General features: G+C 65.2%; 16 protein-coding genes, 3 tRNA genes and 1 pseudogene. 15 read left to right on the top strand and 5 right to left on the bottom strand.

The features are described from left to right. The first annotated feature begins 1 nt into the window (after position 1). Genes IB268_RS00100 through IB268_RS00090 form a run of 3 tightly spaced genes read left to right on the top strand, consistent with a single transcriptional unit; the run spans position 2 to position 2,793 of the window. Positions 2 to 826, top strand: coding sequence for an N-acetyltransferase (locus IB268_RS00100; RefSeq protein ID WP_192353660.1), 825 nt, complete (start codon positions 2 to 4; stop codon positions 824 to 826). Positions 827 to 869: 43 nt separating this feature from the next. Continuing rightward, positions 870 to 1,796 carry a ParB/RepB/Spo0J family partition protein gene (locus IB268_RS00095; RefSeq protein ID WP_054455848.1) on the top strand — a complete coding sequence of 309 codons (927 nt, stop codon included), beginning with the start codon at positions 870 to 872 and terminating at the stop codon, positions 1,794 to 1,796. Beyond that, positions 1,789 to 2,793 carry an asparaginase gene (locus IB268_RS00090; RefSeq protein WP_054455849.1) on the top strand — a complete coding sequence of 335 codons (1,005 nt, stop codon included), beginning with the start codon at positions 1,789 to 1,791 and terminating at the stop codon, positions 2,791 to 2,793. The genes IB268_RS00095 and IB268_RS00090 overlap by 8 nt, the downstream gene beginning before the upstream one ends. Here the strand turns inward: IB268_RS00090 and IB268_RS00085 are convergent. Beyond that, complete coding sequence (locus IB268_RS00085; RefSeq protein ID WP_054455850.1) at positions 2,747 to 3,679, bottom strand: LysR substrate-binding domain-containing protein; 933 nt, start codon at positions 3,677 to 3,679, stop codon at positions 2,747 to 2,749. The two genes, IB268_RS00090 and IB268_RS00085, sit on opposite strands and share 47 nt — an antisense overlap. 116 nt (positions 3,680 to 3,795) lie before the next feature. Here IB268_RS00085 and IB268_RS00080 point away from each other — a divergent pair, with 116 nt between their 5' ends. The 4 genes and pseudogenes from IB268_RS00080 (at position 3,796) to IB268_RS00065 (ending at position 8,331) form a co-directional block, all read left to right on the top strand. Then, complete coding sequence (locus IB268_RS00080; RefSeq protein ID WP_054455852.1) at positions 3,796 to 4,383, top strand: cysteine dioxygenase family protein; 588 nt, start codon at positions 3,796 to 3,798, stop codon at positions 4,381 to 4,383. Between the two features lie 2 nt (positions 4,384 to 4,385). After that, positions 4,386 to 5,531: pseudogene (gene metC / locus IB268_RS00075) on the top strand (cystathionine beta-lyase); the annotation flags it as partial. Between the two features lie 36 nt (positions 5,532 to 5,567). Then, positions 5,568 to 7,166 carry a rhodanese-like domain-containing protein gene (locus IB268_RS00070; protein WP_175213166.1) on the top strand — a complete coding sequence of 533 codons (1,599 nt, stop codon included), beginning with the start codon at positions 5,568 to 5,570 and terminating at the stop codon, positions 7,164 to 7,166. Between the two features lie 163 nt (positions 7,167 to 7,329). Then, positions 7,330 to 8,331: a tripartite tricarboxylate transporter substrate binding protein gene (locus IB268_RS00065; protein ID WP_192353659.1), complete on the top strand. Its 1,002-nt coding sequence runs from the start codon at positions 7,330 to 7,332 to the stop codon at positions 8,329 to 8,331. Between the two features lie 19 nt (positions 8,332 to 8,350). Here the strand turns inward: IB268_RS00065 and IB268_RS00060 are convergent, their stop codons facing one another. From IB268_RS00060 to IB268_RS00045, 4 genes are read right to left on the bottom strand one after another with little or no spacing between them, the layout of a single operon-like run. After that, on the bottom strand, positions 8,351 to 9,112 hold the full coding sequence (locus IB268_RS00060) for a DeoR/GlpR family DNA-binding transcription regulator (protein WP_054455856.1): 762 nt from the start codon (positions 9,110 to 9,112) through the stop codon (positions 8,351 to 8,353). Positions 9,113 to 9,129: 17 nt separating this feature from the next. Further along, entirely contained in the window at positions 9,130 to 10,812 is a 1,683-nt protein-coding gene (locus IB268_RS00055) for an ABC transporter permease subunit (protein ID WP_119449759.1), read from the bottom strand. Positions 10,813 to 10,843: 31 nt separating this feature from the next. Then, a complete protein-coding gene (locus IB268_RS00050; protein ID WP_119449758.1) occupies positions 10,844 to 11,851 on the bottom strand; it encodes an ABC transporter ATP-binding protein in 1,008 nt (335 codons plus the stop codon). 49 nt (positions 11,852 to 11,900) lie between these two features. Beyond that, entirely contained in the window at positions 11,901 to 12,908 is a 1,008-nt protein-coding gene (locus tag IB268_RS00045; RefSeq protein WP_119449757.1) for an ABC transporter substrate-binding protein, read from the bottom strand. Between the two features lie 194 nt (positions 12,909 to 13,102). On the opposite strand from IB268_RS00045, the gene hisN reads away from it, so the two are divergent. The 8 genes from hisN to IB268_RS00005 all read left to right on the top strand — a co-directional run. Beyond that, positions 13,103 to 13,909: a histidinol-phosphatase gene (hisN, locus tag IB268_RS00040; RefSeq protein ID WP_119449756.1), complete on the top strand. Its 807-nt coding sequence runs from the start codon at positions 13,103 to 13,105 to the stop codon at positions 13,907 to 13,909. 57 nt (positions 13,910 to 13,966) lie between these two features. Further along, positions 13,967 to 15,352 (top strand): glutamine synthetase family protein, encoded by a 1,386-nt coding sequence (locus IB268_RS00035; protein ID WP_054455860.1) that lies wholly within the window; start codon positions 13,967 to 13,969, stop codon positions 15,350 to 15,352. Positions 15,353 to 15,383: 31 nt separating this feature from the next. Further along, positions 15,384 to 16,772 carry an aldehyde dehydrogenase family protein gene (locus IB268_RS00030; protein WP_192353658.1) on the top strand — a complete coding sequence of 463 codons (1,389 nt, stop codon included), beginning with the start codon at positions 15,384 to 15,386 and terminating at the stop codon, positions 16,770 to 16,772. A gap of 24 nt (positions 16,773 to 16,796) precedes the next feature. Continuing rightward, complete coding sequence (locus IB268_RS00025) at positions 16,797 to 17,960, top strand: iron-containing alcohol dehydrogenase (RefSeq protein WP_192353657.1); 1,164 nt, start codon at positions 16,797 to 16,799, stop codon at positions 17,958 to 17,960. Positions 17,961 to 18,073: 113 nt separating this feature from the next. Further along, positions 18,074 to 18,160, top strand: a tRNA-Tyr gene (locus tag IB268_RS00020). Between the two features lie 147 nt (positions 18,161 to 18,307). After that, a tRNA-Gly gene (locus tag IB268_RS00015) sits at positions 18,308 to 18,381 on the top strand. A 10-nt stretch (positions 18,382 to 18,391) separates the two neighbouring features. Beyond that, positions 18,392 to 18,466: transfer RNA gene (locus tag IB268_RS00010), tRNA-Thr, on the top strand. A gap of 51 nt (positions 18,467 to 18,517) precedes the next feature. Continuing rightward, positions 18,518 to 19,034: GTP-binding protein (locus IB268_RS00005; protein WP_192353656.1), on the top strand; the 517-nt coding region annotated here is incomplete at its 3' end.

Here is a 19,034-nt window from a genome sequence, read left to right as displayed (position 1 = left end):
CATGTCCGCCGTCCCGCTCTTTTCCCAGACCGAAATGCCAGTCCCCGGTACGTCGCGCATCGATGCGCGCGACAGCCTGCGCACGCGTCTGGAAGAGGCAGCGTTGAACGCGACCGCGGTCGGCGCGCAGGTGCTTTTCGATGGCTGGCTGGTGCGGTTCGCGCCCTCGTCGGCCAAGCGCGCGCGCAGTATCAATGTGCTGGGGTTATCCACACGTCCGTTGGACGAGCGGCTGGCGTATTGTTCATCGTTGTATGCGCGCCATGGCTTGCCCATGGTGCTGCGCATTACCTCCATCGGTCCCGATTTTTCCCTCGACGCCGAACTGGAGTCCCGCGGTTATACCTTTACCGACGAGACCCGAGTCATGTGCATGCCGCTCGCTCCCAGGCCCAGCGTCCGGGGCGATCTGCTTTTCAATATTGTCGATACCGGGCGCTTCGCGGCGGCGGTCGGGGCAATGCGCAACTCGGAATCCGCACACATCGCCGAACATCGGACGCGCTTGCAAGGACTGGCTGTGGATATCTCGCCGGTGCTGGCAACGGACACGGCGGGGCAGTGCGTTGCCGCGGGCCTGGCTGTCCGCGACGGGGACTTGCTGGGCCTGTTCGATATCGTCACGGACCCGGGGCAGCGGCGCAAAGGCTACGCAGCCGCCCTGATTGAACACTTGTTGGCAACAGGCGCCACCGGCGGCGCCACGACAGCCTATTTGCAGGTTGAGCCGGAGAATACCGCCGCGCGCGCCTTGTATGGCCGCTACGGTTTCAAAGACTGTTACGCGTATTGGTACCGCCTGCCCGCCGAGCAGACGGACGCCTGAGCCAGGCTCGGGATACAAAAACAGAAGGAAAGAGGATTTAATTATGGCCACCAAGAAACCCAAGGGATTGGGCCGCGGACTGGACGCCTTGCTCGGCGCCGACGCGCCAGCCATCGAGAACATCGGCAAGGCTGCTGCCGCCGCCAAGCCCGAGGGTCCGCCGTCCACCTTGCCCGTCTCGAAGATGCGCGCCGGCAAGTATCAGCCGCGCACGCGCATGGACGAGGGCGCTTTGGGCGAACTGGCCGAATCGATCCGCACACAAGGCATCATGCAACCCATTCTTGTGCGCGCACTGGGCGAAGCCGCGCCCGGCCACTATGAGATCATCGCCGGCGAACGGCGCTTCCGCGCTGCGCAGATTGCGGGCCTGAAGGAAGTGCCGGTGCTGGTGCGTGAAGTGGCCGACGAGAACGCGGCCGTCATGGCGTTGATTGAAAACATCCAGCGCGAAGACCTGAATCCGCTGGAAGAAGCGCAGGGCGTGCGCCGGCTGCTGGATGAATTCGGCCTGACGCATGAGCAGGCCGCGCAAGCAATCGGCCGTTCGCGTTCGGCCACCAGCAACCTGTTGCGCCTCTTGAACCTGGCGGCGGCCGTGCAGACCATGCTGCTGGCGGGCGACGTGGACATGGGCCATGCCCGCGCGCTGCTCGCCGTTGATGCGGCCACGCAGATCCAGCTGGCCAATCAAATCATCGCGCGTCGCCTGTCGGTGCGTGAAGCCGAAAAGCTGGTCGCCAAGACCGCCAAGGAAACCGAGTCGTCCGCCGCGCCCAAGAAGAAGGCCAACGGCGTGTCGCGCGACCTGACCCGCCTGGAAGAGGCGCTGTCCGACCATCTGGGTACGCGCGTCGCGCTGAAAGTGGGCGCCAAGGAAAAGGGCCAGATCGTCATCGACTTCCATGGCTGGGAACACCTGAATTCCCTGCTCGAGCGCCAGGGCCTGTCCGGGGTAGTGGATGCCTGAGCGCGCGCTGCCTGTCATCGCGGTACTGGCGACGGGCGGCACGATCGCCGGCGCCCAGGCTGACGCGACCTCCGCCGGCTATAAGGCAGGCTCGTTTTCCGTCGATGACTTGCTGGCCGCCGTGCCGCAACTGGCGAACATCGCCGAGATCCGCGCCGAGCAGGTCGCCAACGTTGGCAGCCAGAACATGACGCACGCCGTGTGGCGCGCGCTGGCGGAGCGCGTGGATGCGCTGAGCCGCGACGCCTCGGTGGCGGGCATCGTCATCACGCATGGCACGGATACGCTGGAAGAAACGGCGTACTTCCTGAGCCTGGTGATACGCCACGACAAGCCCGTAGTGATGGTGGGCGCCATGCGTCCGGCCACCGCGCTGGGCGCCGAAGGCCCGGCCAATCTGTACAACGCGGTGGCGCTGGCGCGCCATCCCGAGGCGCGTGGCCGCGGGCCGCTTGTCGTCATGAACGAAGATGTGCACTACGCCCGCGAGATCCAGAAGATCGCCAGCGCCGGCCTCTGCGCGTTCGCGTCGCCCAATCGCGGCCGCGCCGGAGTCATGCACGGCGGTGTTCCATGCTTCTATTCGCGCAACACCACGACGCATACCACTGAAAGCGAGTTTTCACTCGCATTGCTGGAAAAGGCCCGCTGGCCCCGCGTGGATGTTGTCTATGCCCATGCCAACCTGCAGGGCGATCTGATCGATTTCCTGGCCGATGCCGCCGATGGCATCGTGCTGGCCGGCGTCGGCGACGGCAACGCTACGGATCTGGCCATTGAAAGCCTGAGCCGCGCCGCGGCCAACGGCGTGGCGGTCGTGCGGTCCAGCCGCACGGGCAGCGGGTTCGTGGCGCGCGACGTCGAACTCGATGACGCCCGTCTGGGGTTTGTTGCCGCGCGCGACCTGAACCCCCAGAAAGCCCGCATCCTGCTGATGCTGGGCCTATCCGTCACGCGCGATCCGGCAGCCCTGCAGGATCTGTTCGACCGCTATTGATGCGCGGCGGCTGGGCCGCCGCATCGCCTTGCTGCGCCAGCCCCAGGCTGGTCTTGAGCATGTCGTAGACCTGTCGTGTCAGCGGATTTATCAGGTCAGGCCTTATCCACAGGAAGTACGTCACGTCGGGCAAGGGCGGCAATCCTTCCTTTTCACCCAACACGCGCATTTCCGGCCCCAGCAGCTCCACGCTGCGCGCAGTGACGCCCAAGCCGGCGCGCAGCGCGGCCTTTATCCCCACCAGCGTCGGCGCCACATAGTTGGTGTGCCAGCGCACGCGCGCCTGTTCCAGGGCCGTGAGCGCCAGCCGGCGGAAGATGCTGGGTTCGTCGGCAAGCACCAGCGGCACTGGCGCATGCATGTCGTGCACGTAGTCGGCCGAAGCCAGCCACACCGTGGGCGAAGTGCGCAGCGCCACGCCCTCGAAGTCCTGGTCGAAGCGCGTGGATATCGTCAGGTCGAGCTCCCCGGCGCGCAGAGCGTCCATCAGGAAGGGACTGCGGTCCGTGCGGATTTCCAGTTTCACGCGCGGCGCCGAGCGCGCGATGTGCGTCAGCAGCGTGGGCAGGATCGAGTCCGCCACGTCCAGCGGCGCGCCCAGCTTCAGGTCGCCTTCCAACGGCCCGTCCTGCAGGGCGCGTAGCGCCTCATCGTTGATGGCCAGCATGTGGCGGGCGTATTCCACCAGACGCCGCCCATGCGATGAAAGCACCTTGTTGCGGCCCTGCTTCTCGAACAAGGGCTGGCCGATAAGGGATTCCAGCCGCTGCATCTGTTGCGTCACGGCGGACTGTGTCTTGTGCAGGCGGTTGGCGGCTTCCGAAAAGGTGTCGTGCCGGGCGATGGCCGTCAGCGTGCGGAGCAGGTCCAGATCCAGGTTGCGCATGGGTGTGTAGAAAGTATTAGCGACGCTAATGGAATCTTAAGGCAATTTAAATTGTTCCACGCCAGCAGGGGGGATACATTCAATGGCATAACTCATGAAAATAGGGAAAACGTAAAGTGAGCAACGCACATCCTCACCAAGCCGGCATCGCTAACGCCATCGGAAATATTAAAAAAACTGTAGGAAATAAGGGGCTGAACCGAGACAGTCTCCAGACCGTACTGGACGAGTTGATCGGCTTGGCCGGCCACACCGACTGGTGGGCAGCCGACCGCTATCCCGCGCCGGAAGACGGCGAACGCCAGGCCCGCTACCTGATCGCCGAGGACGCCGACAAGAGCTACGCGCTTTATCTGAACGTCATGCGTCCCGGCAAGCAGATCGTTCCACACAACCACACGACCTGGGCCTGTATCGCGGCCGTGGAAGGCGTGGAATACAACTACGTCTATGACCGCAGCGACGACGGCTCCGTGCCCGGCGTGGGCCGGCTCGAAAAGACCGGCACCGTGGTGGTTGGCCCCGGCACCGGCATCGCGCTGATGCCGGACGATATCCACGCCGTGGAAATCCAGGGTGACAGCGTCATCCGCCATCTGCACATGTACGGTCGCGCACTGGAAACGCTGACCGAACGCCTGGCGTTCGATCTGCAAGCCGGCACCTGCAAAGTCATGCCGATCGGCGTGCAGACGCGCCGCTGATCATGGACAAGCCCTATCGGTCCGCCACGCGCCTCCTGCGCGCCGGCCGCCCTCATCGCGGCTGGGTCAATACGCCCGTCACGCGTGCCAGCACCTACGTCTTCGAAAGCGTGCAGGCCTGGCGCGACACGCGCAGCCGCCGCGACCAGGAACGCCTGCCGTCCTACGGCGCGCGCGGCACCGATAGCACGCACGCGCTCGAAGACGCGTTGGTCGAGCTGGAAGAAGGCTATCGCGCCAAGCTGTATCCCACCGGCCAGGCCGCCATCGTCACCGTGCTGCTGGCTTACTTGCGCGCCGGGGACCACGTACTGATCACGGATGCGGTGTACGAGCCCGTGCGCCGCTTCTGCGCGGAACATCTGGCGCGGCTGGGCATCGCGTATACGTACTACCAGCCTGACGGCACGGGCATCGAAGCGCTCATCCGTCCTCAAACCCGCATGATCTACGCGGAGTCGCCGGGCTCGCTGACTTATGAGATGCCAGATCTGCCGGCGTTGGCCGCTTTGGCCCGCGCGCATGATTGCTGGCTGGCTGTGGATAACACCTGGGCCTCCGGATTGCTGCATCAACCCCTGACATTGGGCGCCGACATTTCGATCCTGGCGGCCACCAAGTATCTGGGCGGACATGCCGATGTGATGATGGGCGCGGTGATCTCCAATGCACGGGCCTGGAATGCGCTGGAGCGCGCCACCGTGGATCTGGGGCAGACCGTTGGCGCCGATGACGCCTATCTGGTGTTGCGCGGCATGCGCACGCTGCCTTTGCGCATGGCGCAGCACGCCCGCAGCGCCTTGCGTGTGGCGGACTTTCTGTTGAGCCGTCCGGAAGTGGCGCGTGTCCTGTGTCCGGCCTTGCCCGGCGATCCTTCCCACGCGTTGTGGCAGCGCGATTGCACCGGCGCGAATGGCCTCCTGACGGTGGAGTTCGCCGGCGCGGTCGGCGTCGACGCCGTCGAGCGACTTATCAACAGCCTGCAGCTATTCGGCATCGGCGCATCGTGGGGCGGTTTCGAAAGCCTCGTGATACCGGTGAATCTTGCCGCGGCGCGGTCTTTGCCGGATCCCGAGCCGCGCGGCGCCATGCTGCGCCTGCATGTAGGCCTGGAGGACCCCGACGACCTCATCGCCGACCTGAAACAAGCGCTATCCCGACTTTCTCCGTCTTCGCTGAACACCATGATGCACCCCACTCAAGACCCGTCCGCCATCGACATCGATCCGCACACGCTCAAGCAATGGCTGCATGATGGCGCGGAAATCGCGCTGCTGGACGTGCGCGAGCATGGCCAGTATGGCGAGGGCCATCTGTTCTACGCCGCGCCCGTGCCCTACAGCCGGCTGGAAGTGGATATCGTGCGCCTGGCGCCGCGGCGCGATGTGCGCATCGCGCTCTACGACGACGGCGGCGCCGATGACACGGCGGCGCGCGCCGCGCAGGCCCTGACAGCGCTTGGGTACTGCAATGTCCATCGCCTGAGCGGCGGCATCGCGCAATGGCAGCGCGACGGCTATGCCGTCTTCGCGGGCGTGAACGTGCCCAGCAAAACCTTCGGCGAACTGGCCGAAGAAGTTTTCCACACCCCGCGTATCGGCGCGCGCGACCTGGCCGAACGCCAGCGCCGCGGCGACGACCTGATCGTGCTGGACGGCAGGCCTTATGCGGAATACCAGAAGATGAGCATCCCGGGCGGCATCTGCTGCCCCAACGGGGAACTGGCGCTGCGCGCCCACGCGCTGGCGAGCAATCCGCAGACCACCATTGTGGTGAACTGCGCCGGCCGCACACGCAGCATCATCGGGGCGCAGACGCTGATCAACCTGGGCGTGCCCAATCCTGTCTACGCGCTGGAGAACGGCACGCAAGGCTGGTACCTCGAGGATCTGCAGCTTGAACACGGCGCGCGCCGCCGCTACGACGATGGCGTTGCACCACAAGACCTGCCCGCGCTGGCACAGCGTTCCGCGCGACTGGCCGAAAGCCATGGCGTGCCTACGGTGAGTGCGCAAGCGGTGCAAGCATGGTTGCGCGACAAGAATCGCAGCACCTTCCTGTGCGATGTGCGCAGCGCCGAAGAGCACGCCCAAGGTTCGCTGCCCGGTGCGCAGCACACGCCTGGCGGCCAGTTGATCCAGGCCACCGACCAGTACCTGGCCGTGCGCGGCGCGCGCATCGTCGTGTTCGATGCCGAAGGCGTGCGCGCGCCGGTGGTCGCCAGCTGGCTGCGGCAGATGGGCTGGGACGCCAGCGTGCTGCGAGAAGGCGTGCAGGCGCATTTGGACAACCCTGTGGAAAAGGCGCTGGCGCCGCAATTGCCCTTGCTGGATGATGCGCAGCTTGCAGCCGCGCGCGCGCAGGGCGCGCAGCTGATCGATCTTCGTCCCAGCATGCGCTATCGCGCCAGCCATATTGCAGGCGCGCGCTGGTCCATTCGCCCGCGTCTCGCCAGCCTGCCCCTGGACGCCACGCGTCCGGTAGTGTTGCTGGCTGAGGATGCGGCCCTGGCCGCCTGGGCCGCGCAGGACTTGCGGGCGCTGGGAGTGAACGACATCCATGCCAACACCGGAGATCCCTCTGGCTGGGCCGCGCAGGGCATCGCACTGGCGTCCACGCCGGCCGAGCCCGCCGACGCCGACTGCATCGACTATCTGTTTTTTGTGCATGACCGCCACGACGGCAACAAGGCCGCCGCGCGCCAGTACCTGGCCTGGGAGACCAATCTGGTCAAGCAGATCGACGAACGCGAACTGGCGGGCTACCGCTTTCCGGCCCGCTGACACCGGAGCCGCCGCGCTCGCCTGATCCGGCCTCGCGGCACAGCAGACGCATCAATCCGAAAAGTACGCCCCGGCCTGCACGGCCGGGGTGCGGACGGTTCATGCCGAACCGGAATGCAAAGGACGGCCGAGTATCCGGCCGCCAATCACAAGGGGAACTCAGATGAAGCACCATGCATCGCACGTACGCAAGGCCGCTGCCGCGGCGCTGGCCGGTTTGCTGTGGGGGACCGTCGTCCACGCCGAGGCGCCCGCGCCTCTACCCGACTATCCCAGGCAGGCCATCACGGTCGTGTCGCCGTTTCCTCCGGGGGGCGGTAATGACGGCGTCGCACGCCTGATCGCGCAGGAACTGGGCGCCATCACGGGCCAGAGTGTGGTGGTGGAAAACCGCTCGGGCGCGGGCGGCAACGTCGGCACGGCGCAGGTGGCGCGTGCCAAGCCCGATGGCTATACCCTGGTGATGTCGCAGACCAGCGTCATGGCCGTCAATCCGCGCCTGTACAAGAACGTGGGCTTTGATCCCGTCAAGGACTTCACGCCCATCTCGCAGATCACTTCCGCGCCGCTGGTGCTGGTGGCGCGCAGCGAGGGCCCGTACCGCACGCTGAACGACTATCTGGACGCCGCGCGCAAGCAGCCCGGCGTGGTCACCTATGCGACGCCCGGCAACGGCACCATGAGCCATCTGATGGGCGCGCTGCTGTCGCAGAAGGCCGATGTGAAACTGGTGCATGTGCCGTATCGCGGTGCAGCGCCCGCCATCACCGATCTCATGGGAGGCACGGTGGACATGTTGATAACTTCACCGGCCTCGGCCGAACCCATGGTCGCCGCCGGCAAGCTGCGCATCCTGGCGCTCAGCCACGAGAACAGCATCGGCATCTTCAAGGGGGCGCCCACACTCAAGCAGGCAGGCATGGAGGGCATTACCGCCGATGACTGGTACGGACTGTTCGCGCCCGCCGGCACCCCGCCCGAGCGCGTCGCCTACCTGGCGCAAGCAGTGGGGCAGGCGATGAAATCGCCCGCCGTGATCGCCAAGATCAACAGCGGCGGCAGCTGGGCGGTGGGCAGCCAGCCCGCCGCATTCAAGACGCGGCTGCAGGAAGACACCGTGTACTGGGCCGACATGGTGAAAACTGCGGGCGTGTCGCTGGACTGACGCGTGGCCGAAGCTTGCACTACACCGCCAGGATTTTGCCGACGGCGGATTTCAAGGCGGCGTAGGCGGGCGACTTCTGCGCGCTGGTGTTGGTGACCAGATGGTCGATGCGGTCCGCGCTGCAGTACGACACGCGGCTGCACAAGCCGATCTTGCTGAAGTCGGCCAGCAGCACCAGCTGCTTGGCGCTTGCCGCCATGGCGCGCGCGACTTCGGCTTCGCGCAGGTCATAATTGGTGGCGCCGAATTCGGCGTCCACGCCTACCGGAGACAGCAGCGCCAAGTCCGCGCGATACCGGTGGATCTCGGCGATCGTGATGTCGCCGGCCGTGGCGCATACCGGGCCGCCCACGGAGCCGCCCAGCATGATGAGCTGGTTCGCGCCGTTGCCGGCCGCGCCCACCTTCAAGGCAACGTCGAACGAGTTGGTGATGACGGTCAGGCCCGACAGCTTGGCCAGTTCGTCGGCCAGCACGCTGGTGGTGCTGCCGGCGTCCAGGAACAGAGTCTGTCCGCTGGATACCAGCCCCGCGGCCGCGCGCGCGATGGCGCGCTTGTATTTGACGCGCGTATGCACGCGTTCCGCGATGGGCGGTTCGCTGTGTACCGGCACGGCGCCGCCGTGCACCCGGCGTAATTCGCCCATGGCCTCCAGTTCCAGCAGGTCACGCCTGACTGTTTCCCTCGACACCCCTAGTTCGCCGACGATACGGTCGGTCGATACCTGCTGCAATGAAGACAGCAGGGCGCGGATTCTCTGATACCGCTCTTCTTGCCACATGTCCGATGTTTCCTAATCTATGTCCGGCGCCGCGCGGCTGCGGCGATCAGCGCGCGCAATGCCAGCAGGGAGCCCCCCACGACCAGCATGATAAGGGTTGAATAGGCGGCAGCCTGCGAGACGAACCCCGCTTCGTCCAGGCGCAGGACGGAAACGGGCGCCACGCTCACGGATGGCGTGACCAGGAAGATCACCGCTGACAGCGTCACCATGGACCGCATGAACAGGAAGAAGAACACGCCCAGCACGGTCGGACCGATCAGCGGCAGCACCGCGTCGCGCAGTACCCGCAGCGTGCCGCCGCCCAGGCAGCTGACCGCCTCCTCCAGCGCCTGCGGCACGGCGCGCATGCCGGTCATCATCGTCAGGAAACCCTGCGTGTGGTAGTGGTAGAAGTTGCACAAGGCGATCAGCGCGGCACTGCCATACAGCGCATACAGCGGCGTGCCGGGGGCGTTGAAGGCGAAGATGTACGACAAGCCCAGCACCAAGCCAGGAACTCCCACCGGCAGCACCGAGACCAGGTACACCAGCTTGGCCCACGCGCGTGGAATGCGGCACACCCCGAAGCTCAGGAAGAACAGCAGCAGTACGCCGCCGCCTGCCGCCGCCAGGGAAAGGTACAAGGACGTCCAGAGCGGCGTATAGCCGCCGCTGACCGTGATGTCGTAATGCTTCAGCGTCCATTCCATGCGATAGGGCCATAGCCGCATGAAGCTGGCGAAGATCACCGTAGCCACGGTCAGGATGATGGTGCCGCTGGCCAGCAGCACGCCGGCGGTGAACGCCGCATCGCGTCCGCGAGCCGGCTGCGGCGTGACCCGCAATCCGCTGGGCGAGGCCGAGCCGAACTGGCGCTGCGAGGCGACGCGTTCGATCTGCACCGAAATCAGCGAGGGCAGCAACAGCAGGATGCCGACCACCGAGCCCATGCCGAAGTTCATCTGCCCGGACACCTGGCTGTAGATCTCCGTGGCCAGCACCCGGTAATTGCCGCCGATCACGGCCGCGTTGCCGAAGTCGGTAATCGTGATGACGAACACCACGAAAGCTGCGCTCAGGAGGCCGAACTTGCAGTTGGGCAGGGTGATGTCGAAGAACTGGCGCGAGCCGGACGCGCCCATGACTTCGGCCGCGTCGTAGTAGCGCGCGTCCATGTTGCGCAGGGCCGCCTGCAGGATCAGCACGGCCTGGGGCAGGGCGTAGAACACGTTGGAGATCAACAGGCCCCAGAAGCCGTAGATATCGATCTCCCAGCCCGTCCAGCGGTGTACCAGCCCGTTGCGGCCCAGCAGGAAAATGAGTCCCAGGCCCTGAACCAGCGAAGGCGCCAGCAGCGGCAGCACCAGCGCCAGCCGCACGGCGGCCTTGCCGCGCATGCAGCTGCGATCCAGGCCATAGGCGATGGCAAAGCCCAGCCCGACGCTCACCACCGTGGTGGCGGTGCTCATGACCAGGCTGTTGAGCGTGGCGGTGAGCACGCCGCGCGTGGCGAAGACCTCGGCATAGTTGCCCAGGCCGACCGAGCCGTCTTTCTCGACCAGGCTGCGCCACGCCACGGTCGCCAGCGGATAGAGGAAGAACAGCGCCAGGCCGGCAAGTGGGATGCCGACGCAGCTCCACAGCAACACGCGGTCGGCGGACCAGGGGGCGCGGCCGGTTGGCGCCGCGATGGCCGGGCTGGCGTGGGCGGCGCTCAAGCGGCGGCTCCGGTTTGCGTGGCGCGATCCGTCATACGCTGACCCAGGCGCACTGGCCCGGCTCCATGTCCAGCCGTACGGGGGCGCCGCGCGACAGGCCGGCGGCGCCATGTTGCTCCACCAGCAGTTCGCGTCCCTGCCAGGCGATGCGCAGGCGGGTGAGGTTGCCCATGAACGTCATGTCCTGCACACGGCCAGGCCCGCGATCGTCCGCGGCGATGCGCAGGTTCTCGGGCCGCAGGCAGGCCTCGTAGCGCTCGCTGGCGCCCTCGGGCCGCGTCGCCATCAGCTGGGGCATGGCCTCGCGTACCCAGTCGGTGGGCAGCAGATTGCTCAGGCCCACGAAGTTCGCCACGAAACGGGTGCGCGGGCGCAGGTACAGATCTGACGGCGAGCCCACTTGTTCGATGCGGCCGTCGTTCATGCACACGATCTTGTCGGCCAGCGTCAGCGCTTCCTCCTGATCGTGCGTCACCATTACCGTGGGGATCTTCAGGCGCCGCTGCACGTCGTGGATTTCGGCGCGCATGTCGGTGCGTACGCGCGCGTCCAGCGCGGACAGCGGTTCGTCCAGCAGGATCAGTGCGGGATCCACCGCCAGCGCGCGCGCCAGCGCAACGCGCTGCTGCTGGCCGCCGGACAGCTGGTGCGGATAGCGTTCGGCATGCTCGGGCAGCTTGATCAGCGCCAGCAGTTCCTTCACGCGCGCGCCGATGCGTTCGCGCGATTCGCCGCGGATGCGCAGGCCGTAACCCACGTTCTGCGCCACCGTCATGTTGGGGAACAGAGAATACGACTGGAACACGATGCCGAAGCCGCGCTTGCGCGCCGGCAGCGCGCTCAGGTCGCGCCCGCCCAGCGTGATGGTGCCGCGGTCAAAGGGCAGCAGGCCCGCCACGATGCGCAGCAAGGTGGTCTTGCCGCAGCCGCTGGGGCCAAGCAGGCAGACGAATTCATGTTCGCCCACGGACAGGTCGATGTCTTGCAGCGCTACCGACGCATCGAACGTCTTGCGGATTCCGCGCAATTCCAGATACATGGCGTCTCCAGGACAGGCGGCAGCCGGCTGTGCGCCGGCCGCGGCACCGTCAACGCTTGATGGTTTCCTGCCAGGTCTTGATGGTGGCGTCCCGTTCCGCGGCGGACTTGGGGAAGTCCACGGGGTACAGCACGGCGGTCAGGTCCTTGGGCAGGCCGGCGGCTTCCGCGGCCTTGTTGGGCGTGGCGCCGGGGATGGTCACCAGTTCCTTGTACTTGCTGTACAGGCCGCCCGCTTGCGCCGATAGCGTCCAATCGAGGAAACGTTTGGCGTCGGTGGGATTCTTGGCCGTTTTCATCAGGCCCGAAGCTTCCAGCTCGTAACCCACCCATTTGGACGGAATCACCATCTTGATGGGAAATCCTTCCTCGATGGATTGCATGGCGGGAAAGGCGAAGGACACGCCGATGGCGTACTCGCCGGCGCGCGCCATCTTGCAGGGGCGCGAGCCCGACGGCGTGTACTGCGCCACGTTCTTGTCCAGGTCCTTGAGCAGCGCCCAGCCTTTCTCCTTGCCCATGCCCTGCAGCAGCGCGACGATCTGCAGATAGCCGGTGCCCGAGGCCGCGGGGCTGGGGATAACTATTTCGCCCTTGTAGACGGGCTTGGTCAGGTCTTCCCAGGAGGTCGGCATGGGCAGGTTCTTGGACTTGAGCCTGTCCGTGTTTACACAGAATGCGGCCACGTAGCCAGTGGCTGCGAACCACTTCTGGTCGGCGCCCTTGTACTGCGCGGGCAGGGCGTCCATGCCTTTGGCCGCGTACGGCTCCAGCAGGTTCTGCAGGCGCGGATCCAGCATGTTGCTGACGGCGAACCCCCAGATCACGTCCTGCTGCGGGTTGGAAGCCTCGGCGATCAGGCGCGCGCCCAGATCGCCGGTGGACAGCCGCAGCACGTTGACCTTCACGTCCGGCATGGCGGCGTTGGCGGCTTTCAGGTAGGCCGCGATTTCGTCTTCTTCGAGGGCGGTGTAGACGGTGATGGCGCCGGCGTGAGCCTGCGTCCAACCTAGGGAAATTACTGCAACCACAAGGCTAAGCTTCTTCATACATTGCATGATGGGACTCCGGTTGGAATACACGGCAACGGTGGCGAGCTACGTAGTTGGACAGCCTTCTGCAACAAATCCGGCAAGTTGCAGTTTTATGTATGTTTGCAAATTTGTGGCAACGTGTCTAGACTGGAAAAACCAGTATTTAAGGGTTTTTTTGGCGTAGGCGCATCCTCCCGCGCCACGCCTGGAGCTCATCGATGCAAACTTCACCGCCGTTATCCGCGCAGCAGCTGGCCGCGTACTCCTCGTTCGCCCAAACGCTGGCGGACCGCGTGCGTCCCTTGTCGCGCAAGTGGTTCCGGCATCCGCTGGACGTGGACACCAAGGCGGACGAAAGCCCGGTCACGCAGGCTGACCGCGAAGTCGAGGCTGCCCTGCGCGAGGCCATCGCCCAGCACTATCCCGAGCACGGCATTTTTGGTGAGGAGTTCGGCGCTTCGCATGCCGAAGCCGAATTCGTGTGGTCGCTGGATCCCATCGACGGCACGCGCGCCTTCATTTCCGGCAACCCGCTGTGGGGCACGCTGCTGGCGCTGCTGCATCGGGGCAAGCCCGTGCTCGGGGTGATCGACATACCCATGCTGGATGAGCGCTGGGTCGGTGCGGCAGGCGCGGCCGCGCAGTTGAATGGCGCCGCCTGTCGCGCCAGCGCTTGCGCCGAACTGCGCCAGGCCATTCTGTACGCCACCTCGCCCGACATCTTTGCCGGCGCGGAACTGGCCGCCTTCGAGGCGCTGACGCAGGCCGCGCGCATGCGCCGCTACGGCGGCGATTGCTACAGCTACGGCCTCCTGGCCAGCGGACACGTCGACCTGGTGGTCGAGTCCGGCCTGCAGCCGTATGACTATCTGGCGCTGATGCCCGTGATCGAAGGGGCGGGCGGCGTCATTACCGATTGGTCGGGGCAGCCGCTCAGTCTCGAATCGCAGGGCCGCGTCGTCGCGGCCGCCACGCCGCAGCTGCATCGCCAGGCGATGCGGGTGCTGGGGGCGGCCATGACCTGAACGCCGCGCCGCCCGCCCGCAGTCCAACGCAACGCTTCAGTCACAAGGTGAAAGAGCATGCATGCACTAGGGGTAGCAACGGTGGAAGACGCGGAGCGGCTGGTGCAAGCCAGCCAGCTCTCGCACATCAAGGTAGGCTTGTCCGACGTCGATGGCGTCATGCTGGGCAAATACTTGCGGCGCGACAAGTTCCTGGGCGCGCTGCGCTCGGGGCTGGCGTTTTGCGACGTGGTGTTCGGCTGGGATCTGGACGACCAGCTGTACGACAACACCAAGTACACGGGTTGGCACACGGCCTATCCCGATGCCAAGCTCAGGATCATCCCCCAAAGCGGCCGCAGGCTGCCGCTGGAGCAGGGACCGGGCGGCGAAGACATGCTGCTGTTCCTGGCGGAATTCGAAGGCGACGCGGGCGCCATCTGTCCGCGGCGCCTGTTGCACCGGACGCTGGACCGGGCCGCCGGCATGGGCTATGACGTCTATGCGGCGCTGGAGTACGAGTTCTTCATGTTCCGCGAAACGCCGCATTCCGTGCGCGCCAAGAACTACCGCAACATGGAGAACTGGACGCCGGGAAATTTCGGCTACTCGGTGCTGCGCAGCACGGTCGAGGGCGACTTCTACCGCAAGCTGCTGGACATGTGCGAACGCATGGACATGCCCATCGAAGGCCTGCACACCGAAACGGGGCCCGGCGTGCTGGAAGCGGCACTGGCGGTGGACCTGGCCGCGGCCGCGGGCGACAAGGCCTTTCTCTTCAAGACCTTCACCAAGGCGCTGGCGCAGCAGAACGGGCTGATGGCGACCTTCATGGCGAAATGGTCGCATGATCATCCCGGCCAGAGCGGCCACATCCATCTGTCGCTGCGCGATCACAAGACCAACCGCTCCGCCTTCTACGACGAATCCCGGCCGCATGGCATGAGCGCGACGCAAGCCTCCTTCATGGCCGGCGTACAGCGCTATCTGCCGGAATTCATGGCCCTGTATGCGCAGACCATCAACAGCTATTCGCGCCTGGTGCCCGGGTACTGGGCGCCGCTGGATGCCACCTGGGGCATGGAAAACCGTACCACCGCGCTGCGGCTGATTCCAGGCAGCGACAAATCGCAGCGCGTCGAGGTGCGCATCGGATCAGCCGACGCCAATCCTTACCTGGCCTTGTCCGCCGCCCTGGCTTCGGGCCTGTATGGCATCGAACAGGGCCTGGAACCCGAGCCGATGGTGCAGGGCAATGCCTACACGCAGCAGTTTCCAGCGCATCTGCGCCTGCCCACCACGCTATGGGAATCCGCGCAGCGGCTGCGCGAATCCGAGGCCGCGCGGCATCTGTTCGGCGATGCCTTCGTCGAACACTACGCCGCCACGCGCGAATGGGAAGAACGGCAGTTCCGCCGCCACGTGACCGATTGGGAACTGGCGCGCTACTTCGAAATCATCTGAATCCAAACCACATCGCTTGCGCAGGGCAGACATGACCCAGGAACTCATCACCATCAGTCCCATCGACGGGCGCGAGGTCGTGCGCCGACCCTATGCCAGCGAGGCGCAGATCGCGCAGGCACTCGCTGACGCCCAAGCCGCGCAGGGCGCGTGGCAGGCGCTGGGCGTGCAGGAGCGGGGGCGCATCGTGTCCGCGGCCGTCGACCGCTTCGTTGCCGCCAAGGAAGAGATCGCGCGCGCCATCACCATCCAGATGGGACGGCCATTGCGCTACACGCCGGGCGAAGTGGCAGGCTTCGAGGCGCGCGCCCGTCACATGATCGCCATCGCGGGCGAGGCGCTGGCGCCCATCCAGGTACCGGAGCAAACCGGTTTCACACGCTTCATCAGCCGCGAGCCGATAGGTGTCGCGTTGACCATCGCGCCGTGGAACTACCCCTTATTGACGGCCGTGAACAGCATCGTGCCCGCTCTGATGGCGGGCAATACGGTCATCCTCAAGCATTCCGACCAGACGCCCTTGTGCGCGGAATTTATCGAACGCGCGTTCCGCGAGGTCGGGGCGCCCAAAGGCGTATTCCAGTATCTGCATGCCAACCACGACATCGTGCACCGGCTGATCCGCGCGCCGGAGGTCGGCTACGTGTTGTTCACCGGGTCCGTGCGCGGAGGGCATGCGGTCGAGGAAAGCGCGGCGGGGCGCTTTATCGGCATGGGCCTGGAGCTAGGCGGCAATGATCCGGCCTATGTGCGGGCCGACGCCAAGATCGAACACGCGGTCGAAACCCTGGTGGACGGCGCGTACTTCAATTCGGGCCAGTCCTGCTGCGGCATCCAGCGCATCTACGTGGCGCGCACCAGATACGATGAATTCGTCGATCGCGCCGTCGAGTTGACGCGCGGCTATGTCCTGGGGAATCCGCTGCACGCCGACACTACCTTGGGTCCGGTCGTGCGCGCCAAGGCCGCCGCCGAGATCCGGGCCATCATCGACGAAGCGGTTTCGGCGGGCGCCAGGAATATGATTGATAGCTCGCATTTCAAGGAAGCGAGCATAGGCTCGCCTTATGTCGCGCCGGCGTTGCTCACGCAGGTCGATCACCGCATGCGCATCATGAGCGATGAATGCTTCGGGCCGGCCGTCGGAATCATGGCGGTAGACAGCGACGAGGAAGCCATCGGTCTGATGAACGACAGTCCCTATGGCCTGACGGCGGCGGCCTTCACGCAGGACGAGGAAGCGGCCTTGCATATCGGTCGCCAGGTCCGCACGGGAACCTTTTTCATGAACCGCTGCGATTACCTGGATCCCGCGCTGGCCTGGACCGGCGTCAAGAATTCCGGCCGCGGCGTGTCCCTCTCGGTTGTTGGCTACGAGCAGCTCACGCAAGCCAAATCCTTTCATCTGCGCAGCGTCTGACACGGCGCCATCAGGAAACCAACCATGACCTTGCCCAGCGTTAATTGGAACTATCCCACGGCCATCAAGGCCGGCCCTGGCCGCATCAAGGAATTGCCGGCGCTGTGCCGCGGGCTGGGCATGGCGCGGCCATTGCTTGTGACGGATCCCGGGCTGGCCGCCTTGCCCATGGTCGTGGGCGCCGTGCAGGGCTGCCGTGACGCCGGCCTGGAGTGCGGCCTGTTCCACGAAATCAAAGGCAACCCCACGGGCCGCAACGTCGACGACGGCGTGCGTGCTTACAAGCAGGGCGGCCACGACGGCGTGATCGCATTCGGCGGAGGTTCTGCGCTGGACGCGGCCAAAGCCATTGCGTTGATGGCGGGCCAGACGCGGCCGCTATGGGATTTCGAGGACATCGGCGACAACTACTTGCGCGTCGACGTGGCCGGCATGGCGCCGGTGGTGGCGGTGCCGACCACTGCGGGCACCGGTTCCGAAGTCGGGCGCGCCTCCGTCATCACCGACGAGGCCGCTGAAGTAAAGCGCATCATCTTCCATGCGCGCATGCTGCCCTCGGTCGTGATCCTGGACCCCGAACTGACGGTAGGCCTGCCGCCAAAGATCACGGCGGCGACGGGCATGGACGCGCTGTCGCACAATCTGGAGGCCTACTGTTCGCCGTTCTTCCATCCCATGGCGGCGGGCATCGCGATCGAAGGCATGCGCCTGGTGAAGGAGTACCTGCCGCAGGCGGTCGCCCATGGCGATGACCTGCAGGCGCGCCTGCAGATGCTGGTGGCGTCCAGCATGGGCGCGACGGCATTCCAGCGCGGGCTGGGCGCCATGCATGCGCTGGCGCACCCGCTGGGCGCGCTGTACGACGCGCATCACGGCATGCTCAACGCCATCCTCATGCCGTATGTGCTGAAAGCCAACGAACACGCGGTGGCGCCGCGGTTGCAGGCCTTGGCGCGCTATCTGGATCTGCCGGATTCCGGCCCTGGCGCGGTGCTGGACTGGGTGTTGCGCCTGCGCGAGACCGTGGGCATTCCGCATACCCTGGCCGAAATCGGCATCGACGAGGCTCAGGCCGAACGAATAGGGCGCATGGCGGCCGAGGATCCTTCGGCCGGCACCAACCCCGTCAACTACACGCCCGAGCAGTATTCCGATCTTTTTCGTGCAGCAATTCGCGGAAACCTGTAAGCTTCGCCCCCTCTGCGCGGAAACGCTGCGGTGGTTGAAGAAGAATTTTGAATATTTCGTCCGAAGCGTTTGACAGCGGATTTGAAAGTGTTCATAATCTCGAATTCTCCTCTGGAGGAGTGCCCGAGTGGTTAAAGGGGGCAGACTGTAAATCTGTTGGCCTTGCGCCTACGTTGGTTCGAATCCAACCTCCTCCACCAGAGACCCATTCCTAAATCCAGGCGCGGTTTGCCTGGATTTACAATGTGAAGCTCAGAAAGCTGAGCAGCCTTCGCAAAGAAGGTTGTAAGGTTTTCCAGGGCTTCGGATTGAAAAGGTTTGGGAAAGAGAAGGTGAAAGGGTATGCCGCGGGTGTAGCTCAATGGTAGAGCAGAAGCCTTCCAAGCTTACGACGAGGGTTCGATTCCCTTCACCCGCTCCAAGATTTATTTGCCCATGTGGCTCAGTGGTAGAGCACTCCCTTGGTAAGGGAGAGGTCGCGCGTTCGATCCGCGCCATGGGCACCACTAATTCCTCTTTTCTTCAGTCAGAAGCGCAATCCAGGTCAGGAGTCAGCCATGGCAAAAGGCAAGTTTGAACGTACCAAGCCGCACGTGAACGTGGGTACGATTGGTCACGTTGACCACGGCAAAACGACGTTGACGGCGGCCATTACGACCGTTCTGTCGAACAAGTTCGGCGGCGAAGCCAAGGGCTACGACCAGATCGATGCGACTCCTGAAGAAAAGGCTCGCGGCATCACGATCAACACGGCTCACGTCGAGTACGAAACGGAAGCGCGTCACTACGCGCACGTTGACTGCCCGGGCCACGCTGACTATGTGAAGAACATGATCACGGGCGCCGCCCAGATGGACGGCGCGATCCTGGTCGTGTCGGCCGCTGACGGCCCGATGCCGCAAACCCGCGAACACATCCTGCTGTCGCGCCAGGTTGGCGTGCCGTATATCATCGTCTTCCTGAACAAGGCTGACATGGTTGACGACGCCGAGCTGCTCGAGCTGGTGGAAATGGAAGTCCGCGAACTGCTGTCGAAGTACGACTTCCCGGGCGACGACACCCCGATCGTGAAGG

This window comes from Achromobacter sp. ACM01, assembly GCF_014851745.1.
GTDB lineage: Bacteria > Pseudomonadota > Gammaproteobacteria > Burkholderiales > Burkholderiaceae_B > Achromobacter > Achromobacter aegrifaciens.
Note: the sequence above shows the minus strand (reverse complement) of the source record. Positions and strands in the feature narration are given on the sequence as shown.